Source organism: Pseudoxanthomonas broegbernensis, from assembly GCF_014202435.1.
Taxonomy (GTDB): Bacteria; Pseudomonadota; Gammaproteobacteria; order Xanthomonadales; family Xanthomonadaceae; genus Pseudoxanthomonas; species Pseudoxanthomonas broegbernensis.
This window is the reverse complement of the sequence record NZ_JACHGU010000002.1, coordinates 102,927-119,954: the sequence shown is the minus strand read 5'-3', so window position 1 is coordinate 119,954 and position 17,028 is coordinate 102,927. Positions and strand designations below refer to the sequence as shown.

14 protein-coding genes are annotated in these 17,028 nt (G+C 71.7%); 2 read left to right on the top strand and 12 right to left on the bottom strand.

The window, feature by feature from the left end:
* Positions 1-178 precede the first annotated feature (178 nt).
* Both HNR76_RS04010 and HNR76_RS04005 read left to right on the top strand, forming a co-directional pair.
* The gene (locus HNR76_RS04010; protein WP_162310940.1) at positions 179-2,638 is read left to right on the top strand and encodes a penicillin-binding protein 1A; all 2,460 of its coding nucleotides are present in this window, start codon (positions 179-181) and stop codon (positions 2,636-2,638) included.
* A 172-nt stretch (positions 2,639-2,810) separates the two neighbouring features.
* The gene (locus HNR76_RS04005; RefSeq protein ID WP_162310941.1) at positions 2,811-3,464 is read left to right on the top strand and encodes a hypothetical protein; all 654 of its coding nucleotides are present in this window, start codon (positions 2,811-2,813) and stop codon (positions 3,462-3,464) included.
* Positions 3,465-3,680: 216 nt separating this feature from the next.
* On the opposite strand, the gene HNR76_RS04000 is transcribed toward HNR76_RS04005, so the two are convergent.
* From HNR76_RS04000 to ftsH, 12 genes are all read right to left on the bottom strand, one after another.
* Complete coding sequence (locus HNR76_RS04000) at positions 3,681-4,970, bottom strand: citrate synthase (protein WP_162310942.1); 1,290 nt, start codon at positions 4,968-4,970, stop codon at positions 3,681-3,683.
* Between the two features lie 270 nt (positions 4,971-5,240).
* Positions 5,241-5,489: a type B 50S ribosomal protein L31 gene (locus tag HNR76_RS03995; protein ID WP_162310943.1), complete on the bottom strand. Its 249-nt coding sequence runs from the start codon at positions 5,487-5,489 to the stop codon at positions 5,241-5,243.
* 96 nt (positions 5,490-5,585) lie between these two features.
* The gene (locus HNR76_RS03990; RefSeq protein WP_162310944.1) at positions 5,586-6,527 is read right to left on the bottom strand and encodes a nucleoside hydrolase; all 942 of its coding nucleotides are present in this window, start codon (positions 6,525-6,527) and stop codon (positions 5,586-5,588) included.
* Between the two features lie 80 nt (positions 6,528-6,607).
* Positions 6,608-8,743 carry an ATP-dependent DNA helicase RecG gene (recG, locus tag HNR76_RS03985; RefSeq protein WP_162310945.1) on the bottom strand — a complete coding sequence of 712 codons (2,136 nt, stop codon included), beginning with the start codon at positions 8,741-8,743 and terminating at the stop codon, positions 6,608-6,610.
* Between the two features lie 36 nt (positions 8,744-8,779).
* Positions 8,780-9,160 (bottom strand): RidA family protein, encoded by a 381-nt coding sequence (locus HNR76_RS03980; RefSeq protein WP_162310946.1) that lies wholly within the window; start codon positions 9,158-9,160, stop codon positions 8,780-8,782.
* Between the two features lie 85 nt (positions 9,161-9,245).
* A complete protein-coding gene (gene hflX / locus HNR76_RS03975; RefSeq protein WP_162310947.1) occupies positions 9,246-10,568 on the bottom strand; it encodes a ribosome rescue GTPase HflX in 1,323 nt (440 codons plus the stop codon).
* 14 nt (positions 10,569-10,582) lie between these two features.
* Positions 10,583-10,858, bottom strand: coding sequence for an RNA chaperone Hfq (gene hfq, locus HNR76_RS03970; RefSeq protein ID WP_162310948.1), 276 nt, complete (start codon positions 10,856-10,858; stop codon positions 10,583-10,585).
* A gap of 57 nt (positions 10,859-10,915) precedes the next feature.
* Positions 10,916-11,899 carry a tRNA (adenosine(37)-N6)-dimethylallyltransferase MiaA gene (miaA, locus tag HNR76_RS03965; protein WP_162310949.1) on the bottom strand — a complete coding sequence of 328 codons (984 nt, stop codon included), beginning with the start codon at positions 11,897-11,899 and terminating at the stop codon, positions 10,916-10,918.
* A gap of 14 nt (positions 11,900-11,913) precedes the next feature.
* Positions 11,914-13,401 carry a sodium/proline symporter PutP gene (gene putP / locus HNR76_RS03960; RefSeq protein ID WP_162310950.1) on the bottom strand — a complete coding sequence of 496 codons (1,488 nt, stop codon included), beginning with the start codon at positions 13,399-13,401 and terminating at the stop codon, positions 11,914-11,916.
* 300 nt (positions 13,402-13,701) lie between these two features.
* A complete protein-coding gene (gene folP, locus HNR76_RS03955) occupies positions 13,702-14,598 on the bottom strand; it encodes a dihydropteroate synthase (protein WP_162310951.1) in 897 nt (298 codons plus the stop codon).
* 163 nt (positions 14,599-14,761) lie between these two features.
* Positions 14,762-15,055 carry a hypothetical protein gene (locus tag HNR76_RS03950; RefSeq protein ID WP_246429004.1) on the bottom strand — a complete coding sequence of 98 codons (294 nt, stop codon included), beginning with the start codon at positions 15,053-15,055 and terminating at the stop codon, positions 14,762-14,764.
* A gap of 27 nt (positions 15,056-15,082) precedes the next feature.
* Positions 15,083-17,017: an ATP-dependent zinc metalloprotease FtsH gene (ftsH, locus tag HNR76_RS03945; protein ID WP_162310952.1), complete on the bottom strand. Its 1,935-nt coding sequence runs from the start codon at positions 17,015-17,017 to the stop codon at positions 15,083-15,085.
* Between the last annotated feature and the right edge of the window lie 11 nt (positions 17,018-17,028).

Below are 17,028 nucleotides of genomic sequence, written 5' to 3'. Positions count from 1 at the left end.
CCCGTGCATTAAATAACGACCTTTTCGGATTTGGCAACACCCCCCCGGCCCAGGCTGCGACGCCTGTCACGCGAAAGTGGTGTCTGTCCCCGCCCGCAATCCCGGCCCCGCCCCCCGGCCAGGCCCGTGGCTCATCTATACTCTGCGGTCGCAAAATCTGCAATCGGAACCCTGCTCGATGCCCCGTTTCCGCCGCCTGCTGCGCTGGGCGCTGATCGCGTCCGCGGGCCTGGGCCTGCTGGCCGCCATCGGCCTGGGCACCCTGTACTACGTGATTTCCGCCCAGCTTCCCGACGTTTCCTCGTTGCGGGAAGTGGAGATGCAGGAGCCCTTGTACGTGCATGCGGCCGACGGCCGGCTGATGGCCGTGTTCGGCGAGGGAAGGCGCTATCCGGTGCAGATCGACGAGGTCCCGCAGCGCCTGCGCCAGGCCTTCCTGGCCATCGAGGACGCGCGCTTCTACGAGCACGGCGGGGTCGACTACAAGGGCGTGGCCCGCGCGGTATGGCTGCTGGCCACCACCGACGGCAAGCGGGTTCCCGGCGGTTCCACCATCACCCAGCAGGTGGCACGGCAGTTCTTCCTCAGCTCCGAGTACAGCTACCGGCGCAAGCTGGCCGAGATGCTGCTGGCCATGCGCATGGAGCGGGAACTGGGCAAGGACCAGATCCTGGTCCTCTACCTCAACAAGAGTTTCTTCGGAAACCGTGCCTACGGCGTGGCCGCCGCCGCCGAGTTCTACTACGGCAAGAAGCTGGACGAACTGGCCCTGGACGAGATGGCCTCGCTGGCCGGCATCCCCAAATTCCCTTCCTCCGGCAACCCGATCAGCAACCCCGAACGCGCCAAGGTGCGCCGCGACTACGTCCTGGAGCGGATGGCCGAGCTGGGTTTCGTCAGCGCCGCCGAGGCCGCCGCCGCCGCCGCCGTGCCGATGCACGCGGCCCCGCACGAGCCGCCGATCGAGGCCTCAGCCCCGTACGTGGCCGAGCTGGTCCGCCAGGAAATGATCGCCCGCTACGGCCCGGAGGCGGTGACCCGCGGCTACCGGGTGACCACCACCATCGACCCCGTGCTGCAGGCCGCCGCCGACAAGGCCGTGCGCGAGGGCCTGCACCTGTACGACCATCGCCACGGCTGGCACGGGGTGGAGCGGGAACTGGACCTGCCCGCCGACGCGGACGACGCCACCCTGGCCAAGGCCCTGTCCGGCACCTCCGCCCAGGCCGACCTGCTGCCTGCGGTGGTCGCCGCCACCGCCGCCGACGGCAGCGCCCAGGTGGTGCTGGCCGACGCCCGCCGGGTAACCCTGCCCGCCGGTTCGGCGCGCTGGGCGGGCAAGAATCCGGCCGCCCTGCTCAAGCGCGGCGACGTGGTGCGCGTACTGCGCGGCGAGAAGGAGGACCAGTACCTGCTCGAGCAGGTGCCGCGCGGTCAGGCCGCGCTGGTGTCGCTGGACGCCGACGATGGCGCGCTGCGCGCCCTGGTCGGCGGCTACAGCTTCGCCGGCAACAAGTTCAACCGCGCCACCCAGGCCCGCCGCCAGCCCGGCTCCAGCTTCAAGCCGTTCGTCTACGCGGCCGCGTTCGAGAAGGGCTTCAACCCGGCCTCGATCGTGCTCGACGCGCCGGTGGTGTTCCGCGACCGCCGCGGCAACACCTGGTCGCCGCAGAACGACGGCGGCGGTTTCCGCGGGCCGATGCGCCTGCGCGAGGCACTGGTGCAGTCGCGCAACCTGGTCTCGGTGCGCATGCTCGATGCCATCGGCGTGGAGTTCGCGCGCAACTACATCACCCAGTTCGGCTTCGACCCGGCCGAGCTGCCGCCGAACCTGTCGATGTCGCTGGGCACCGCCTCGCTGACCCCGCTGTCGGTGGCGCGCGGCTACTCGGTGTTCGTCAACGGCGGCTCGCGGGTGGACACCTGGTTCATCGACCAGATCCGCGACCGCGACGGCAACGTGCTGTTCAAGGAAAACCCGGCGCGGGCCTGCCGCACCTGCGCCACCGTGGGCGGACGCGCCGTGGCCGGGGCGCCGCAGGTGGTGGACGGCTTCAACTTCGGCGCCCTGCCCGCGCCGCGCGCCGCGCAGCCCGCGGCGACGGACACGGACACGGCGCAGCCCGAATCGGAGGCCGTCGCCGTCGACGCCAAGATCGCCCCGCGCGCCATCGACGAGCGCACCGCCTACCAGTTGGTCTCGATGATGCGCGACGTGGTCCAGCGCGGCACGGGCGCGGCGGCCAGGGTGCTGGGACGCGAGGACGTGGGCGGCAAGACCGGCTCGACCAACGACCATCGCGACGCCTGGTTCTCCGGCTTCGGCGGCGCGCTGGTCACCACCGTGTGGGTCGGCCGCGACGATTTCCGCTCGCTGGGATACCGCGAATACGGCGGCCGCGCCGCGTTGCCGATCTGGATCGACTACATGCGCGTGGCGCTGGAGGGCCGGCCGATCGCCCTCAACGAACCGCCGCCGGGGATGGCCAAGGTCTACGTCGACGGCAACGGGCGCATCTCCACCGAAGGCGGTGGCTTGGCCGAGTACGTGAAGCTGGAGGACCTGGAGCGGATGCAGAACAGCCTGGACTTCCTCGGCCCCGAGCAGGACGACGAGGCGGCGTTCGACATCTTCTGAAGGCGGCCGGGAGCCACGGACCACGCCGCCCATGCCGACACGCACCGGCATCCGCTTCGCGCCGGGCACCGCGCGGGTGCCGGTTGGCGGCCGGCCATCCGCGCAGGCGCGTCGATTGACCTGCCGCGCCGGTGCGCTACAGTCGGCCAGGCCCCGTCCCGGGAGTGTCGACATGCATCGCGCCCGCCAGCACGCCCAGGTCCGCACGCGCGAACGCCGCCAGCGCCTGGCCCACGAAGCGGCCCGGCTGATGGCCGAGGGCGGTATCCGCGACTACCACCAGGCCAAGCTCAAGGCCGCCGTCCGCCTCGGCATCCACGACGACGCCTCGCTGCCGCGCAACCGCGAGATCGAGGACGCCCTGCGCGAATACCAGCGCATCTTCCTCGGCCCGGCCCAGGAGGATGCCCTGCGCCAGCGGCGCGTGGCGGCCATGCGCGCGCTGGAATTCTTCGCCGCCTTCCAACCCAGGCTGGTCGGGCCGGTACTCGAAGGCACCGCTGACGACAGCTCGCCGGTGCAGTTGCACCTGCATGCGGACGACCCCGAAGCCGTGGCGCGCTTCCTCGACGAGCACGGGATCCCGGCCCTTTCGCGCCAGCGCCGCGTGCGCCTGGACCGCGAACGCGCGATCGATGCGCCGGCATGGCTGTTCGGTGCCGAGGAGCTGGCCTTCGACCTGGCGGTGCTGCCCGCGGCCACGCTGCGCCAGGCGCCGCTGTCGGACATCGACCAGCGGCCGATGCGCCGCGCATCGCTGCCGCAGTTGCGCCGGCTGCTGGAAGAAGGGACCTCCGGTTCCACGACTCCGGCGCCGTCGTCCTGATCGGCAGGCCAGCGGCTCGCCCTCCCGGAGTGCCGGCCCGTGAGCCGGAACGCCGGGGGAAGCGGCCAGCGCGAGGGCCTGCTCCTGCAGCGGCCCGGCCGTCGCCTTCACCAGCATGGCGCCTGCCGCCGGGGACGCGCCGGAAAAGGACGCGCCGGAAAAGGCAAGGCCCCGCGATCGCGGGGCCTTGCTTCGGCGACGCACCGGCGCTTTCGTTCAGCGCTGGCCGGCGCCCGGGTAGTCGCGCACGTCGTAGCCGGTGTAGATCTGGCGCGGACGGCCGATCTTGGCATCCGGGTCCACCTGCTGCTCCAGCCAGTGCGCCACCCAGCCGGCGGTGCGGCCGATGGCGAACATCACCGTGAACATCTCGGTCGGGATCTTCAGCGCCTTGTAGATGATGCCGCTGTAGAAATCGACGTTCGGGTACAGCCTGCGCTGGATGAAATAGTCGTCCTTCAGCGCGGCCTCTTCCAGCCGCAGCGCCACTTCCAGCAGCGGGTCGTCCACACCCAGCTCGCCCAGCACCTTGTGGGTCATCTCGCGGATGATCCTGGCGCGCGGGTCGAAGTTCTTGTAGACGCGGTGGCCGAAGCCCATCAGGCGGAAGCCCGATTCCTTGTCCTTGGCCTTGGCCACGGCGGACTCGACGTTCCTGGCGTCGCCGATCTCCTCCAGCATCTTCAGCACCGCCTCGTTGGCGCCGCCGTGCGCCGGGCCCCACAGCGCGGTGATGCCCGCTGCCACGGAGGCGTACGGATTGGCGCCGGTGGAGCCAACCAGGCGCACGGTCGAGGTCGAGGCGTTCTGCTCGTGGTCGGCGTGCAGGATGAACAGCAGGTCCAGCGCCTTGGCCACCACCGGGTTCACCTCCAGCGGCTCGCTGGGCACCTCGAACATCATGTGCAGGAAGCGGTCGACGTACTCGAGGTTGTTGCGCGGGTAGCGGATCGGCCAGCCGATGGAATAGCGGTACGCGGCGGCGGCCAGGGTCGGCATCTTGGCCAGCAGGCGGATCGCGGCCAGGCGGCGCTGCTCGGGATCGGCCAGGTCCAGGGTGTCGTGGTAGAACGCGGACAGCGAGGCGACGCTGCCGGCCAGCATGGCCATCGGGTGCGCGTCGTAGTTGAAGCCCTGCAGGAAGTTCTTCAGGGACTCGTGCATCATCGTGTGATGCGTGACCTCGTGCTCGAAGGTGTCGAACTCGGCCGCGGTCGGCAGTTCGCCGTTCATCAGCAGGTAGGCCACTTCCAGGAAGCTGGAGTGCTGGGCCAGTTGCTCGATCGGGTAGCCGCGGTACAGCAGCACGCCGTTGTCGCCGTCGATGTAGGTGATGGCCGACTTGCAACTGGCGGTGGCGGTGAAGCCGGAATCGTAGGTGAAAAGACCGGTTTCCCGGGTCAGCTTCGAGATATCGATGCAGCCGTTGCCCAGGGTCGGCTTGAGCACCGGCAGTGACACCGACTTGTCGCCGGCATTCAACGTGACCTGGTCGAGATTGGACACGGTGTGCGCTCCTCTTGTGGGGTAGGCGCCACGCTGGATGCGGATATCGTCCGGCGCAGACGCGGGAGGGAGTTCGCGGCTACGGCCACGAAGCCGCGGAATTATCGCACAGCCCGTCGACCCCGGTCCCTTGGACGGAAGCTGCATTCGCCTGCTACCGGCCGATACGCATCGTTCCACGCACAGCAGGACGGCCGCGCAAGCGCGGCCGTCCCGTGGATCTTCTCGCGTCCCGGCCGCCCGCATCGGGCGGCGCGGAACCGGCCGGTCTCAGCGCGCGTAGCGGCGCTGGAACTTGTCGATGCGGCCGCTGGTATCCACGATCTTGTGCTTGCCCGTGTAGAACGGATGCGAGGCCGAGGAGATTTCGATCTTGACCAGCGGGTATTCGTTGCCGTCTTCCCACTTCACGGTGTCCTTGGTGCCGCCGGCCATGGTCGAGCGGGTCAGGAACTTGAAATCGGAGGTGACGTCGTGGAAGACGACTTCGCGGTAATCGGGATGGATGTCGGCCTTCATGGCGCACACCGTGGCAGGTAACGGAACAGAGCCCGGCATTCTAGCGGCCCGCCCCTCCCGGGCGCAAGCCATGGCCTGGGATGGCCGCCGCCGGGCTCAGCCGGCGGCCAGCGCGTCGCGGATCCTGGCCTCCAGCCGCGCCTGGTCGTAGCGCAGCAGGATGCGCGCATTATCCGCCGCGCCGGTCTGGCGGTTCCAGTCCACGGCGGTCATGCCCCGGGCCAGCCCGCCGGCGGTTTCCACCGCCAGCGGCCGTTCGGCCAGTTCCAGCGCCGCCTCCGGCTCCAGCGCCCAGGCCATGGCCAGGGCGTCGGCCGAATGCCAGGACTCGCCGCGGCGGTCCTCCGACCACAGCCGGGTCTGGCGCGAGATCGCTTCGTAGAACCTGGCCCGCGGCGAATCGGCCGCCAGCCATCGCTCCACCTGCCGGTGCGGCAGGCCATGGGCCAGGGTCGCTTCCCAGTCGGCCAGGTCGTGACGCGGGAACCCGGACAGCACCACGTGCGCCGCCTCCGGATCGAAGCCGACGTTGAACTCGGCCACCGGGGTGATGTTGCCGCGCGCATGCACCGCCCCGCCCATCACCACCAGCCGCGCCACGCGCCGTGGCAGGGTCGGGTCCAGGCGCAGGGCCAGGGCCAGGTTGGTCAGGGGACCGAGGGCGACCAGCAGCAACCGGCCGGCGTAGGCGTGCGACAGGCGCAGGATCGCCAGCGCGGCATGCTCGGCCGCCGCCGTGCCGCCCGGGTCCGGATAGCCGACGTCGCCGAAGCCGTCGCGGCCATGCACGTGCGCGGCATCCTCGCGGGGCGCATGGACCAGCGGCCCTTCGCAGCCGGGGAAGACCGGCACGTCGGGGCGACCGGCCACCTCGCGCAGCTTGAGCGCGTTGCGCACGGTGTGGGGCAGGCCGACGTTGCCGGCGGCGATGCACAGGCCGACGACTTCGTGGGCCGGGGAATGGAACGCCATCAGCAGCGCCAGGGCATCGTCCACGCCCGGATCGGTGTCGATGAGCAGCGGGATCTTCTCGCTCATGCAAGGGGGCCAGGGGAGGTTGCGGCCAGTGTCGCCATTCCCGCCAAGCGGGGCAAACCCGCGAGAAGGTTGCGCGCGCCTCAGGCCGCCGCGTAGCGCGCCGCGCCGCCGATCCAGCGCGCGACCACCCGCTCGGCCACGTCGGGCGCCTGCGCCAGCAAACGGTCGGCCAGGGCATGCACCTGCGGCAGCAGGCCTGCGTCGCGGGCCAGGTCGGCGATGCGGAATGCGGCCAGGCCGGTCTGGCGGGTGCCCAGCAGTTCGCCCGGTCCGCGCAGTTGCAGATCCTTCTCGGCGATGACGAAACCGTCGCCGGTCCTGCGCAGCACGTCCAGGCGCTGCCTGGCCAAGGCGGACAGCGGCGGCTGGTACAGCAGCACGCAACTGGACGCGGCCGCGCCGCGCCCGACCCGGCCGCGCAACTGGTGCAACTGGGCCAGGCCAAGGCGCTCGGCGTTCTCCACGATCATCAGCGAGGCGTTGGGCACGTCCACGCCCACCTCGATCACGGTGGTGGCCACCAGCAGGTCGATCGCACCGTCCTTGAACGCGCGCATCGCGGCCTGCTTCTGCGCGGCCTTCATGCGCCCGTGGACCAGGCCCACGCGCACGCCCGGCAGTTGCTGCGAGAGCTGCTCGAAGGTGCGCTCGGCGGCCTGGGCCTGCAGCTTGGCGCCCTGCCCCGGCTTGGCGTCCTCCTCGGCCTCCTCGATGAGGGTGCAGACCCAATAGGCCTGGCGGCCCTGCGCGCAGGCGGCGCGGATGCGCTCCACCAGCTCGGGCCGGCGCTCCGCGCCAAGCGCCACGGTCCGCACCGGGGTACGCCCGGGCGGCAATTCGTCGATGGCCGACACGTCCAGGTCGGCGTAGGCGGTCATCGCCAGGGTGCGCGGGATCGGCGTGGCGGTCATCACCAACTGGTGCGGCACCAGGCCGTGCGCCGGGCCCTTGTCGCGCAGCGCCAGCCGCTGCTGCACGCCGAAGCGGTGCTGCTCGTCGACGATGACCAGGGCCAGGTCGTGGAAGGCCACGCCCTCCTGCATCAGCGCATGGGTGCCCACCACCACCTGCGCCGCGCCGGACGCCACCTCGGCCAGGGCCGCCGCCCGCGCCTTGCCGGTGACCTTGCCGGCCAGCCAGGCCACGCGGATGTCCAGCGGCTCCAGCCAGGCGCGCAGGCTGGCCAGGTGCTGCTCGGCCAGCAGCTCGGTCGGCGCGGCCAGGGCCGCCTGGCAGCCGCGCTCCACCGCCAGGGTCATGGCCAGCGCGGCGACCACCGTCTTGCCGGCGCCGACGTCGCCCTGCACCAGCCGTTGCATCGGCGAGGGCCGGGCCAGGTCGGCGCGCACCTGCCCGAACACCCGGGCCTGCGCGCCGGTGAGCGCGAACGGCAACGAATCGAGCAGGCGCCGCGCCAGCGTGCCGGGACCGTCCAGCGCGCGCGCGCGCAGGCGCTGCTGCGCCAGCCGTTGCCGGCGCAGGCTCAGGTGATGTGCCAGCAGTTCCTCCAGCGCCAGTCGCCGTTGCGCCGGATGGGCGCCGGCGGCCAGGGCGGCGAGGTCCTCCCCGGGCGCCGGACGGTGCAGGACCAGCAGCGCGTCGCGCAACCCCGGCAGCCCGGCCAGTCCCGGCAATGAAGGCGGCAGCAGCTCCAGCGCCGCCGCGTCGGGCAGCAGGTCCAGCGCCTGGCCGATCAGCCGGCGCAGCGTCGCCGCGCCGACGCCCTCCACCGCCGGATAGACCGGGTCGAGCGAATCGCCCAGCACCGGCGTTTCGCCTTCCCCCAGGAACTGGTAGCTGGGGTGGACGATCTCCAGCCCGTGCTGCCCCGGACGCGGGACGCCGAAGCAGCGCAGGCGCGCGCCGGGCCGGAACTGCGCGGCCTGGGCGCCGCGGAAATGGAAGAAGCGCAGGACCAGCGTGGCGCGGGAGCCGTCGCCCACCGCCACGCGCAGCACCGGGCGGTAGCGGAAGCCGCGCTCGACCGCCTCCACCACGCCCTCCACCTGCGCCGGCTCGCCCAGGCGCAGGTCGGCGATGGCGGTCAGGCGGGTGCGGTCCTCGTAGCGCAGCGGCAGGTGCAGCCACAGGTCCTGCGCCGTGGACAGGCCGCGCGCGGCCAGCTTCTCCGCCATCGCCGCGCCGACGCCGCGCAGCGACGAGAGCGGCGTGTCGCCGCCTGCCAGCTCGGGGGCCGCCTGCCGTGTCGCCTTCACGCCCGTACGCGCCCCGGCCCGGTCAGCGCCGCATGCTCAGTCCAGCACCATCACCGCATCGGCCTCGAACGCCACGCCCTTGGGCAGCGCGGACACGCCGATGGTCGAGCGCGCCGGGAACGGCGCGGTGAAGTATTCCTGCATCACCGCATTGACCGCGGCGAACTGCGACAGGTCGGTCAGGTACAGGCCCAGGCGCACGCACCGGTCCAGCGAGCCGCCGGACGCCTCCGCCACCGCCTTGAGGTTGTCGAACACCTGCCGTGCCTGCGCGGCGATGTCGCCGGCCACCACCTCGCCGGTGGCCGGCACCAGCGGGATCTGGCCGGAGAAGTACACGGTGTTGCCGCTGCGCACGGCCTGGGAATAGGGGCCGATGGCCGCCGGCGCGTGGTCGGTCTGGACGATCTGGAACATGGGGCTTCCTGTGCGTGGAACGGTTTCCGATTCTAGCGCCTGGCCCGCGCGGCCAACGGCGGGCACCGCGGCGCGCCCGCCACCGTCAGCCCCAGTCGTTCGCCGCGGGCGCGGGCAGCAGCGCGCGCAGCGGTTCGCCCTCGGCGCCGGCGGCCAGGCGTTCGGCCTCGCCGCGCGGCAGGTCCACCTGCAGCAGCCAGCCCTGCTCGTCGGCCTCCTCGCTGCGCACCGCACCCAGTTCGTGCAGCCGCGCGCGCAGGCGCCCGGCCTGAGGCGGCAGCCGCAGCGGGCCGTGCGCGCGCTGCAGGTCCAGGCGCCGGGCCAGCGCGGCCTGCAGCAGTTCCAGGCCGCGTCCGTCGCGGGCCGAGAGCCAGACCCGCTCGCGCGTGCCCGGGTCGTCGGCGGCGCCACCGGCATGGTCGTGCCGCGGCTCGGCGCCCTCGATCCGGTCGATCTTGTTGAACACCAGCAGTTGCGGCAGCTCGCCGGCGCCGACTTCGGCCAGCACCGCATCGACCTGGGCGATGCGCTCCTCGCGCTGCGGGTCGGCCGCGTCGATCACGTGCAGCAGCAGGTCGGCCTCGCGTGCCTCCGACAAGGTGGAACGGAACGCGGCGACCAGCTCGTGCGGCAGGTCGCGGACGAAGCCGACGGTATCGGCCAGGACCACGCTGCCGCCGGGCAGCGCGACCCGGCGCACGGTCGGGTCCAGGGTGGCGAACAACTGGTCGGCGGCGTAGGCGTCAGCACCGGTAAGCGCATTGAACAGCGTGGATTTGCCGGCGTTGGTGTAGCCCACCAGCGCCACCCGCGGCAGCTCGCTGCGCACCCGCGCGCGGCGCATCTGCGCGTGCTGCACCTCGACCTTCTCCAGCCGCCGCTGCAACTGCTCCAGCCGCTTCTGCAGCAGCCGGCGGTCGCTCTCGAGCTGGGTCTCGCCGGGGCCGCGCAGGCCGATGGAACCGCCACGCTGGCGTTCCAGGTGGGTCCAGCCGCGCACCAGGCGGGTGGCCATGTGCTTGAGTTGCGCGAGCTCCACCTGCAGCTTGCCTTCGTGGCTGCGCGCGCGCTGGGCGAAGATGTCCAGGATCAGGCCGGTGCGGTCGACCACGCGGCGCTCCAGCGCACGCTCCAGGTTGCGCTCCTGGACCGGGCTGAGCGGATGGTTGACCAGGATCAGGTCGGCGCCGGTGGCCTCGGCCGCGGCCTTGACCTCCTCCAGCTTGCCGCTGCCGATCAGGGTGGCGGGGTTGGGCTTGTCGATGCGCGCGGTGAGCGTGGCGGCCACGCTCGCGCCGGCCGAGCGGGCCAGGTCCACGAACTCCTCGAGGACATCCTCTGCCGCCGCGCCGCCCGCATGGGGCTGGATCAGCAGCGCATGTTCACCCTTGCGGGAACGTTCGAACAATCAATACTCCGACTTCATTCGGCCTCGTCCGCGCCATCGCCGGCTTCGCCGGGCTGCTGGACGTAGCCACCGCCGGGACCGACCCGGACATTGCGCGACGGTACCACGGTGGAGATGGCGTGCTTGTAGACCATCTGGCTGACCGTACTGCGCAGCAGCACCACGAACTGGTCGAAGGACTCGATCGTTCCCTGAAGCTTGATGCCATTGACCAGGTACACCGACACCGGCACGCGCTCGCGACGCAGCGCGTTCAGGAAAGGATCCTGCAACGATTGCCCCTTGGACATGGTTTTCCCCTTCTTGTTCTTATGGGTTGGACGGGCTCCCCGCCCGGTCCGGGCATGTTACACAAGCCGGCGCGCGGCGGCCGGCGGCGCGGGCGCAAGGAAGCGCGACACCGCCGGGAGCAGCCGGCCGGCATCGTGCGCCGGGTCGAACCAGCGCGCGTCCAGTTCGCCGCGCAGCCAGGTCAACTGGCGCTTGGCCAGTTGCCGGGTGGCGAAGATGCCGCGTTCGCGGAACTCCAGCGCATCGGTCGTCCCGTCCAGGTATCGCCAGGCCTGGCGATAGCCGACCGCGCGCAGCGCCGGCAGGTCCAGCGGCCGCGGGTGCCCGCGCAGCGGCGGCGATGCGCGCAGGCGGCGCACCTCCTCGACGAACCCGGCGGCCAGCATCGCATCGAAGCGGCGGGCGATGCGTTCGTGCAGTTCGGCGCGCACGGCCGGCGCCAGCACCAGCTTCAGCACCCGCAGCGGTAGCCGCGGCGGCGGCCGGTCGCGCTGCCAGGCGCTGATCGTCCGGCCGCTCAGGCGCTGGACCTCCAGCGCCCGCTGGATGCGCTGCGCGTCGCCGGGACGGATGCGCGCGGCCGCGTCCGGATCGATGCGCGCCAGTTGCGCATGCAGCGCCGCCCAGCCGCACTCGGCCGCCTCGGCGGCGATGGCCGCGCGCACCGCCGGATCGGCCGGAGGCATCGGCGACAACCCATGCAGCAGCGCGCGGAAATACAGCCCGGTACCGCCGGCCAGCACCGGCAGCCGCCCACGGGCGAGGATGCCGTCGATGGCCGCGCGTGCATCGGCGGCGAACTCGGCGGCCGAATACGGCTGCCAGGGATCGCGCACGTCGATCAGGTGGTGCGGCACCCCGGCGCGCTCGGCCGCGTCGGGCTTGGCCGCGCCGATGTCCAGCCCGCGATAGACCAGGGCCGAGTCGACGCTGACGATCTCGCCGCCATGGCGCCGCGCCAGTTCGATGGCGAACGCGGTCTTGCCCGAGGCCGTCGCCCCCATCACCGCGATGGCCGGCGGCCGCATGTCGATGCCCACGCTGCGCTCCGCCCTCAGTGGCCCTGCTCGCGCAGCAGGGCGCGCACCTGCGCATGGGTGGCGCGCACGCTCTCCGGCGGCGCGCGGCCGAGCAGGCTCACCGCGACCACCGCCACGCTGGCGGCAAGGAAGCCGGGCACGATCTCGTACAGCGCGCTGCCCGAGTGCTTCCACACGATCACCGTGGCCGCGCCGGCCAGCACGCCGGCCAGCGCGCCGTCTCGCGTCATCCGCGACCAGCACAGCGACAACAGCACCACCGGCCCGAACGCGGCGCCGAACCCGGCCCAGGCGTAGCTGACCAGGCCCAGCACGCGGCTTTCCGGGTCGCGCGCGATCCAGATCGCCAGCACCGCCACCGCCAGCACCATCGCGCGGCCGAACCACACCAGTTCGCGCTGGCCGGCCCGCGGCCGCAGCAGGCCACGGTAGAAGTCCTCGGTCAGGGCGCTGGAGCACACCAGCAACTGGCACGACAGCGTGCTCATGATCGCCGCCAGGATCGCCGACAGCAGCACACCGGCGACCCACGGATTGAACAGCAGCCCGGCCAGGACCACGAACACCCGCTCCGGGTTCTGCCGCACCGCGCCGGCCTGTTCCGGGTGCTGGGCGAAGTACGCGACGCCGAACAGGCCCACCGCCACCGCGCCGGCCAGGCACAGCACCATCCAGGCCATGCCGATGCGGCGCGCGCGCGGGATCGTGGCCAGGCTCTCGGCGGCCATGAACCGGGCCAGGATGTGCGGCTGCCCGAAGTAGCCCAGCCCCCAGGCCATCGCCGACACCACCGCCACCAGCCCGCCGGCGCCGACCCACTGCAGGCGCAACGGATCGACCTGCTCGACCAGCGCCAGCGACGGTGCCAGGCCGCCGCTGTGCACGACCACCACCACCGGCACCAGCAGCAGGGCGAAGATCATCAGCGAGGCCTGCACCGTGTCGGTCCAGCTCACCGCCAGGAAGCCGCCGATGAAGGTGTAGGCGATGGTCGCCGCCGCGCCCCACCACAGCGCCTGCGCGTACGGCAGGCCGAACACGCTCTCGAACAGGCGCGCACCGGCCACCATGCCCGAGGCGCAGTAGATCGCGAAGAACACCAGGATCACCAGCGCCGACAGGATGCGCAGCACCCGGCTGCGGTCGTCGAAGCGGTGGGTGAAATAGTCCGGCAGGGTCAGCGCGTTGCGCGTGCTTTCGGTATAGACCCGCAGCGGGCCGGCCACGTAGCGCCAGTTGAACCAGGCTCCCACGATCAGGCCGATGGCGATCCAGGCCTCGGACAGGCCGGTCAGGTACAGCGCGCCGGGCAGGCCCATCAGCAGCCAGCCGCTCATGTCCGAGGCGCCGGCCGACAACGCGGTGACCAGGCTGCCCAGCGAGCGTCCGCCGAGGATGTAGTCGTCGAAGCTGCGGGTGCGCGACCAGGCCCACAGGCCGATGCCGACCATCAGCAGCAGGTAGGCCAGGAAGGTGACGAGCAACGGGGTGCTGGCGGTCATGCGGTCTCCCGGCGCATTCCTGCGGCGATGGCGCAGCTTACCGCCTCGAACCGGCCTGCGAGCGGCCGGCCAGGATTGCGCTCGCCGCTTCGCTTCTTCCGGCGGCCGGCCGCATGTCGCGCGCGCGGCCCGATGTCGCCGGATGCATGGCCCGGCATTCGCCCGCACGTGTAGGTAGCCGGGCATAGCCGGCGACCGCCATGCCGGGGGTACCGGCCATCCTGGACGCCGGAACCATGTCGCCGCTATACCCGTTCCCATACATATCCACGGAAGCGGGTTGTCGTCCCTGCCCGGGGCTCAATCTTCCGGCCAGCGGATCGCTGCAGGCGCGGCATCGCGGCGTGGCGCCGGCACCGCGACCACCGCTTCCCATACCTTGAGCGCATCGACCGTGGCGGCCACGTCGTGCACGCGCACGATGCGCGCCCCACGCTGCACCGCGACCAGGTGCGCGGCCAGCGAGCCGGCCATGCGCGCGGCCGGGTCCTGGCGTCCGGTCAGCTCGCCGATGCTGCGCTTGCGCGACAGCCCGGCCAGGACCGGCACGCCCAGTTCCGCGAACCGCTCCAACTGCGCCAGCAGGGCGAGGTTGTGCCCGGTGGTCTTGCCGAAACCGAAGCCGGGATCGACGACCAGGCGCTTCTTCGGGATGCCGGCCAGCTCGGCGGCGAAGATCCGCTCGGCCAGGAACCGGTGCACCTGCGCGACCACGTCGTCGTACTGCGGCGCGTCCTGCATGGAGCGCGGCTGCCCGCGCATGTGCATCAGCACCACCGGCACCCCCGCGGCCGCGGCGGCCTCCAGCGCACCCTCGCGCTGCAATGCGCACACGTCGTTGATCATGCCCGCGCCGGCCTCCACCGCCGCGCGCATCACCTCCGGCTTGCACGTGTCCACGCTGACCGGCAGCCCGGTCCGGCGCACCAGTTGCCCGATCACCGGCACCACACGCCGCAGCTCTTCCTCCAGCGGCACGTCCTCCGCGCCGGGACGGGTGGATTCGCCGCCCACGTCGAGCAGGTCGGCGCCCTCCTCCGCCAGCCGCAGCCCGTGCGCCACTGCCGCCTCCGCGGTGGCATGGGCGCCGCCGTCGGAGAACGAATCCGGGGTGACGTTGACGATGCCCATCACCCGGGCGCGGTCCAGCTTCAGGACGCGCCCGGCGCAGTCGAGCGTGGGAGAGGTGTCGAACATCGGCATCGGTCCTGCAGGGGAGGCGGCAAGTCTGGCCCGCGCCGACCGCGCGGACAATCCCGGCCACCTTCCGGCGCGGCCACGGCCGCCGTACGCGCCTGCCTCGGCACTCGAAGCCGCATGCATCCAGCCGGATCGGCCTCGCGCGAACCCGGGCAGGCGCTCAGCGCCCGCCTATCTGCGCATCGAAGCGTGCGGCACGACGATGGGCGTACAGCCCGAAAACGAATACCGCCACGGCCAGCAGCACGCTGATGCCCACCAGGACCAGCGGCAGCCGCCCCAGCGCGTAAAATACCGTCGTGAAGGTGAGCATGGACGAGGCGCCGGCGAAAGCGCCGGACGCCCAGGGCCGCCACGGGTTACGGATGTAGTAGCTCTGTCGCGGCGCCGTGCCCGCATCGGGGCCCTGCGCCGGGCGATCCTGCGGGCCGGGCTCGCGCATTTGCTCCGTCATCGTGCCGGCCGCCTGCCCATCGTGCCCTCAGGTCTGGGTGGCCGGGCCGCCCACCGGCGGCAGCGGGCGCGGGTCGCCCTTGTCGCTGCCGTCCTTGCCCGACTTGCCCCAGCCGGCCGGCGGCGGCGGCTCGTGCCCCTGCATGATCGCTTCGATCTGCGGCGCGTCGATGGTCTCGTACTGCAGCAGGGCGCGCGACATCGCGTGCAGCTTGTCGATGTTCTCGGTCAGGATCGCCTTGGTGCGGGCGTAGGCCTTGTCCAGGATCGAGCGCACCACCTCGTCGATGAGCCGCGCGGTCTCGTTGGAGACGTTCTTGTGCTGGGTCACCGAGCGGCCGAGGAACACCTCGTCCTCTTCCTCGCCGTAGGCGATGGGACCCATCTCGTCGCTCAGGCCCCACTTGGTGACCATGTTGCGCGCCATCTTGGTCGCCCGCTCGATGTCGTTGGAGGCGCCGGTGGTGACCTTGTCCTCGCCGAAGATCAGCTCCTCGGCCACCCGCCCGCCGTACAGCGAGCTGAGCTGCGACTCGATCGCCACCCGGTTGATCGAGTAGCGGTCGCCCTCGGGCAGGTACATGGTCACGCCCAGGGCGCGGCCGCGGGGAATGATGGTGACCTTGTAGACCGGGTCGTGTTCGGGCACCAGGCGGCCGACGATGGCGTGGCCGGCCTCGTGGTAGGCGGTGAGGGTCTTCTCCTCCTCGCTCATGGCCATCGAGCGGCGCTCGGCGCCCATCAGGATCTTGTCGCGGGCCTTGTCGAAGTGCTCCATGCGCACTTCCTTCTCGTTGTTGCGCGCGGCGAACAGGGCCGCCTCGTTGGCGAGGTTGGCCAGGTCGGCGCCGGAGAAGCCCGGGGTGCCGCGCGCGATCACCAGCGGCTCGACGTCGTCGGCCAGCGGCAGCTTGCGCATGTGCACCTTGAGGATCTGCTCGCGGCCGCGCACGTCGGGCAGGCCGACCACCACCTGGCGGTCGAAGCGGCCCGGGCGCAGCAGGGCCGGGTCGAGCACGTCCGGGCGGTTGGTCGCGGCGATCACGATCACGCCCTCGCCGCCCTCGAAGCCGTCCATCTCCACCAGCAACTGGTTGAGGGTCTGCTCGCGCTCGTCGTGGCCGCCGCCCAGGCCGGCGCCGCGATGGCGGCCGACCGCGTCGATCTCGTCGATGAAGATGATGCACGGCGCGTGCTTCTTGGCCTGCTCGAACATGTCGCGCACGCGCGAGGCGCCCACGCCGACGAACATCTCCACGAAGTCCGAGCCGGAGATGCTGAAGAACGGCACCTTCGCCTCGCCGGCGATGGCCCTGGCCAGCAGGGTCTTGCCGGTGCCCGGCGGGCCGACCATCAGCACGCCGCGCGGGATCTTGCCGCCCAGCTTCTGGAACTTGGACGGGTCGCGCAGGAACTCCACCAGTTCGCTGACCTCCTCCTTGGCCTCGTCGCAGCCGGCCACGTCGGCGAAGGTGACCTTGATCTGGTCCTCGCCCTGCAGCTTGGCCCGCGACTTGCCGAAGGACATCGCGCCCTTGGCGCCGCCGCCGCCGCCCTGCATCTGCCGCATCATGAAGATCCAGAAGCCGATCAGCAGCAGCACCGGCAGGAAGTTCAGGACGATGCCCCAGAAGCCCGGGCCGGTGGCCGGCTTCTCGCGCACGATGTCCACGTTCTTGCTGACCAACTGGTCGATCAGCTTGCCGTCCATCGGCCCCACCACCTGGCCCTCGGTGCCGTCGGCGCGGCGGTAGCGGATGGCGTTGGCGGTGAAGGTGCTCTCGTCGGTGAACACCACCGAGCGGATGCGGCCGGCATCCACGTCCTGCAGGAAGCGGGTGTAGCTGGGCGACTCGCCCGGAGCGACGGCGGTGCCGCCGCGCGGCGAGAAGCTCTGGAACACCACCATCAGCACGACGGCGACGACCACCCAAAGCAGCAGATTCTTGGTCAAGTCGTTCATCCTCATCGGCT

Coding starts and splice junctions, on each gene's coding strand:
- HNR76_RS03950 (WP_246429004.1), bottom strand. CDS start 15,055: ATGACGGAGCAAATGCGCGAGCCCGGCCCGCAGGATCGCCCGGCGCAG.
- hfq (WP_162310948.1), bottom strand. CDS start 10,858: ATGTCCAAGGGGCAATCGTTGCAGGATCCTTTCCTGAACGCGCTGCGT.
- folP (WP_162310951.1), bottom strand. CDS start 14,598: ATGTTCGACACCTCTCCCACGCTCGACTGCGCCGGGCGCGTCCTGAAG.
- ftsH (WP_162310952.1), bottom strand. CDS start 17,017: ATGAACGACTTGACCAAGAATCTGCTGCTTTGGGTGGTCGTCGCCGTC.
- putP (WP_162310950.1), bottom strand. CDS start 13,401: ATGACCGCCAGCACCCCGTTGCTCGTCACCTTCCTGGCCTACCTGCTG.
- HNR76_RS04005 (WP_162310941.1), top strand. CDS start 2,811: ATGCATCGCGCCCGCCAGCACGCCCAGGTCCGCACGCGCGAACGCCGC.
- HNR76_RS03990 (WP_162310944.1), bottom strand. CDS start 6,527: ATGAGCGAGAAGATCCCGCTGCTCATCGACACCGATCCGGGCGTGGAC.
- HNR76_RS03980 (WP_162310946.1), bottom strand. CDS start 9,160: ATGTTCCAGATCGTCCAGACCGACCACGCGCCGGCGGCCATCGGCCCC.
- HNR76_RS04010 (WP_162310940.1), top strand. CDS start 179: ATGCCCCGTTTCCGCCGCCTGCTGCGCTGGGCGCTGATCGCGTCCGCG.
- HNR76_RS03995 (WP_162310943.1), bottom strand. CDS start 5,489: ATGAAGGCCGACATCCATCCCGATTACCGCGAAGTCGTCTTCCACGAC.